Annotated in this window: 5 protein-coding genes; 1 reads left to right on the top strand and 4 read right to left on the bottom strand. The window is 72.8% G+C overall.

The window, feature by feature from the left end; translation table 11 throughout:
• The first annotated feature begins 10 nt into the window (after window positions 1-10).
• Entirely contained in the window at window positions 11-1,177 is a 1,167-nt protein-coding gene (locus KS423_RS39640; RefSeq protein WP_263455718.1) for an acetylhydrolase, read from the top strand.
• A 96-nt stretch (window positions 1,178-1,273) separates the two neighbouring features.
• Here KS423_RS39640 and KS423_RS39635 read toward each other — a convergent pair whose 3' ends face one another.
• The 4 genes from KS423_RS39635 to KS423_RS39620 all read right to left on the bottom strand — a co-directional run bounded on the left by KS423_RS39635 (window position 1,274) and on the right by KS423_RS39620 (window position 4,270).
• Complete coding sequence (locus KS423_RS39635; RefSeq protein WP_224284577.1) at window positions 1,274-1,696, bottom strand: hypothetical protein; 423 nt, start codon at window positions 1,694-1,696, stop codon at window positions 1,274-1,276.
• A gap of 44 nt (window positions 1,697-1,740) precedes the next feature.
• Window positions 1,741-2,160, bottom strand: a complete 420-nt coding sequence (locus tag KS423_RS39630; protein WP_224284576.1) for a hypothetical protein — start codon at window positions 2,158-2,160, stop codon at window positions 1,741-1,743.
• A 694-nt stretch (window positions 2,161-2,854) separates the two neighbouring features.
• Complete coding sequence (locus KS423_RS39625) at window positions 2,855-3,628, bottom strand: hypothetical protein (RefSeq protein ID WP_224284575.1); 774 nt, start codon at window positions 3,626-3,628, stop codon at window positions 2,855-2,857.
• Window positions 3,629-3,718: 90 nt separating this feature from the next.
• On the bottom strand, window positions 3,719-4,270 hold the full coding sequence (locus KS423_RS39620; protein ID WP_224284578.1) for a PadR family transcriptional regulator: 552 nt from the start codon (window positions 4,268-4,270) through the stop codon (window positions 3,719-3,721).
• Between the last annotated feature and the right edge of the window lie 32 nt (window positions 4,271-4,302).

Raw genomic sequence — 4,302 nt, 5'->3', positions numbered from 1 at the left:
CGTCGCGCCGCTGGGCCTCGCCCGCACCGCCTCGGCCTCGGCCGCGCCCGCCCCCGCTTCCTCCGGCACCGCCCCCTCCGGCACCGGCTCCCCCGCGCGGCTCACCCTGCCCGCGCCCACCGGCCCCTTCCCGGTGGGCATGGTGCCGCTGCACCTGCGCGACGAGTCCCGGCTGGACCCGAACGCCAGGCCCGGAAAGTTCCGCGAGCTGATGGCCACCGTCTGGTATCCGGCCCGGGCCGCGGACGCCGACACGTACCCGCTCGCGCCCTGGATGACCGAGGGCGCCCTGAAGGCCTTCCTCGACGACGTCGGCTTCCCGCTCCCCCTCACGCTCGCCCCGCTCACCGCAGGCCACCAGGGCGCGCCCGTCCACCGGACCGGCCGGCCGCTGCCCGTCGTCCTCTACTCGCACGGCGCGGGCAGCCACCGGGCCGACCACACCATCGTGGTCCAGGAGTTGGCCAGCCACGGCTTCGCCGTCGTCACCGTCGACCACACCCACGACGGCATCACCGAGTTCCCGGACGGGACGGTCGTCACCCGGGACGGCGTCGCCCCGGGGCTGTACCCGAGGGACTACGCGGCCGACCTGCTCTTCCTGCTCGACCGCGTCGTCGACCTCGCCAACGGCCGCAACCCCGACGTCGACGGCCGCGCCCTGCCGGCCGGCCTGCTCGGCGGCCTGGACGCGCGGAACATCGGCGCCTTCGGCTGGTCCAAGGGCGGCACCGGCGCCGCGCTCGCCATGATCGCCGACCAGCGCATCCGCGCCGCCATCTCCCTCGACGGGCCGATGGCGTGCAATCCCCCCATCACCACCGACATCGACCGGCCGTTCATGATGATGACCGCCGACTTCGCCCGGGCCGTCAACCCGTACGCCGAGACCTTCTGGGGCCACCTGCGCGGCTGGCGCCTCGACGTCCAGGCCACCGGCGCCGTCCACGGCTCGTACGGCGACAACATGACGCTGGTCCCCCAGGCGGGCAGGCTGCTCGGCATGACCGAGCAGCAGATCCAGTCCCAGGTCGGCACCCTCGACCCCGACCGCGGCGTGCTCATCCAGCAGGCCTACCCGCGCGCCTTCTTCGACCTCCACCTGCGCAACCGGCACTGCGGCAACCTGCTCGACGGGCCGTCGAAGGCCTTCCCGGAGGTCGTGTACCACCCGTAGGCCCGGTACGGCGGCGGGCGGCCGCCACGGGGTTGCGGCCGCCCGTCCCTTCCCCCGACCGCCGACCCGGCACAACACCACCGGCACAGCCCCGGATCATTCCACCACCGTGCCGATGGCATGCCCCTTCTGCCGGAGGAAGGGCTTCTCAGTGACGTCCCGCGAGTCCAGCTGCAACCGCTCGCCGGCATCGTCCTTGACGTACCGGAAGTACCGCTCGCACGTCACCGCCCCCGAATCGGAGGTCAGCACGGCACTCGCGCCCCGCCCCGCACCCTCGATCCGCTCGTAGCGCCAGGTGCCCTTGAAGTGCTCCTGCTGGTCGGACGCCGGCTTGAAGCACACCGCCGGCAGCAGGCTCACCTGCCCGAGCTCGCCACCCTTCAGGAACTCGATCTCGCCGGCCCCCGACCGCCAGTACCCGACCACCGGCGCGTTCTCCCCGCTCCCACCGGCGCACCCCACCACCAACGACAACAGCCCCGCCAGCACCACGGCCCGCCCGCGAACGCCGTTCACCGCCCGCCTCCGTTTCCGGACTCCCCCGCGCTCACCACTGCCACTCAGGACTTCGTCATCAGGAAGCCCGGGCTCTTCAGGAGCCACAGGTCCTTACCGTTCTCCTCGGCCGTCAACCAGAACCCGCACGTGCCCCCGTCGTCCTTCCGCTTCGCCTCCACGTAGACCGCGGGACCGACGTCGTCGAAGAAGGACTTCTTCCACCGCCCCTCGATCTCCGTCGGCCGCGCCTTGTCCGCCGCAGAGCTGCTGCACACGTACGCCGGCACCTGCGCGGACCCGACCCGCCCCTCCGGCAGGAACTCCACGACGGCCGTCCCCCCGCTCCACCGCCCGACCGGATCCGGCACCTCGGGCCAGGACGGCCGGAGCTTCTGCCACGCGGCCCACCCGGCCCACCCCAGCCCGCCCGCGACCACCAGCCCGGCAGCCAGACTCCACAGCACGATTCGCAGGTCCTTCACGCACCCCTCCCTCAAAGGATCTCCCGCACACCGGCGAACACCGGGAGCGCCCCATCCGACGACCGGATGGGGCGCTCCCGGAACGGCTACTGCCGGACGAAGGGCTCGTCGGCTCGGTAGCTGTCAGCCGCAGGTCACCCGGCGAAGGACGTCACGATCCCACTCAGGATCACCAAGGACGAGACGACGATGAACACCCATCCCGTGATCCGGAGACCGCGAGCGGGTCCGTCCGCCGAGGACCTCCTGGAGGACTGCGTGAGCATCTTCGAGAATCCTCGATAGTCCGTGACCACGGCTATCCCGAGGAACAGGGGGATCAGAAAGGGCAGGGCTCTGAGCAAATCCACGAGAACTCCCAAGAAACCACTGGGGATAAATGAGGCGGTTGTGCGGGATCGGCCCGGAGAACCTATCAGGCGAGCGCTCGAACTCCCAGAGTTGCCGGCCCGGTTCAGGACAGTCGGCGCGTAGTTGTCGTGGAATGTGTCCACATGGAGCCCGGCCGGCGAGGCCCTGGATCGCCGCCGCATCGGCGTCGCCCTCGGAGCCTCCCGCACCGGGGATCGGGTCCGCACGGCCGACCGGATCGCCGGCGCTGCGGGCGTCGGCGATCCGGTGCTGCGGATCCGGCCCCTCGCCGAACGCACGAGGCGTTCGGCGAGAGGCCGAGGTGTTACCCGGAGGAGGCCGGTCAGACGCTCACGCCCGGGCCGGCGGCGGTCGGCGCGGTGGTGCTGCCGGCCTTCGCGCCGAGGATGCGTTCGATCTTGGCGACGGCAGTGCGGTACTGCTCGGAGGCGGTCTGTTCGGAGGCGCCCTGGCGCTCGAAGAAGCCGAAGGCCATGGCCACGTTGCCGAAGCGCTCGATGCCGATGTAGGCGCTGAGCCGGACGCCGGCCAGGGTGCCGTCGAGGTGGACGGCGGGGGCCTCCTTGCGGTCGCCGAGGGTGACCGGGGTGACGGTGAAGGTCACGGTGTCCTCGGGGCCGGCGTTGAAGGTGATGCTGTGGCAGGTCCGCAGAGCGTCGACGGCGGTGTCGAAGTCGGCGGCGAGCCGGTCGGGCACCTCGGCCGCGAGGACCTGGGTGACCACCGGGTTGCCGCCCGGGCCGTCGAGTGCGACCGCGGCGCGCTGGACGTCCGTGCCGGTCTGGGCGGCGTGCATGTTGATCAGGGCGCTGAGTGCGGCGCAGCCGGTCACCGGGATCGGGCCCTCGCCGGTGCTCGGGCTCTGCGTCACCGGGATCTCGGTGTGGCCGGGGCCGAGGTCGGCCGCGGTCAGCAGGGCCGACGTCAGCTGGTCGGCGGAGGGCAGGTCCTGGGCTGGTACGGCCGACGTCAGCCGGCCGGCGGAGGGCAGGTCCTGGGCTGGTACGGCAGACGCCGGCAGGGCCGTCGGGCCCAGGGCGACCGCCACGGCGGCGGCTGCGGCGGTGAGGGCGTGGATGGGCCTGGGAAGAGACATGAGGGGCCCCCGGTCGAGAGTTCGGGCAGGGACAGCCACCAGTGTCCCACCGGGGGCGGGGTGCGGCGCGCGGGCGGGGATCTCCGCAGGTCAGGAGCCGTGCGCAGGGCCGGTGGAGGGCAGGGTTTCGAGGGTCTCGGCGAGCCACTGCACCCAGAAGGCCTCCAGCCCGATGCCGGCCCTCAGCACCGCGTGCTGGAGCCGGTTCTCGCCGTCCGCCCGCTCGGCCGGGAAGTCGCGCCGCTCGATCTCCCGGTAGTCGGCCAACTGCTCCCGGTGCAGGGCCAGATGGCGCTCCAGCTCGGCCGCCAGCCCGTCCGTGCCGACCACCGCGGCCGCCCGCAGCCGCAGCAGCAGCGGTTCCCGGACGGCGCGCGGCGCGGCGCCCTCGGCGGTCCAGCGGGCCAGTTCGGCGCGGCCCTCCGGCAGGACCTCGTACTCCTTCTTCTGCCCGCGCACCGGCCCCTCCGGCTGGAGGGCCCGGATCTGTCCGGAGGCCTCCAGCCGGCCCAGTTCGCGGTAGATCTGCTGGTGGGTGGCGGGCCAGAAGAAGCCGATCGACCTGTCGAACCGCCTGGTCAGCTCCAGCCCCGAGGACGGCTTCTCCAACAGGGCGGTGAGGATGGCGTGCGGCAGCGACATGCCGTCGATCGTACGGGGACCGCCGCGGGCGA

The organism is Streptomyces sp. LS1784 (assembly GCF_020103755.1).
GTDB lineage: Bacteria > Actinomycetota > Actinomycetes > Streptomycetales > Streptomycetaceae > Kitasatospora.
The sequence above is the reverse complement of the archived record's forward strand: the minus strand, read 5'-3'. Positions and strand labels throughout refer to the sequence as shown.

Bases quoted from the DNA above. Each gene is read 5' to 3' on its own strand.
- KS423_RS39625 (WP_224284575.1), bottom strand. From the start codon at position 3,628: ATGTCTCTTCCCAGGCCCATCCACGCCCTCACCGCCGCAGCCGCCGCC.
- KS423_RS39620 (WP_224284578.1), bottom strand. From the start codon at position 4,270: ATGTCGCTGCCGCACGCCATCCTCACCGCCCTGTTGGAGAAGCCGTCC.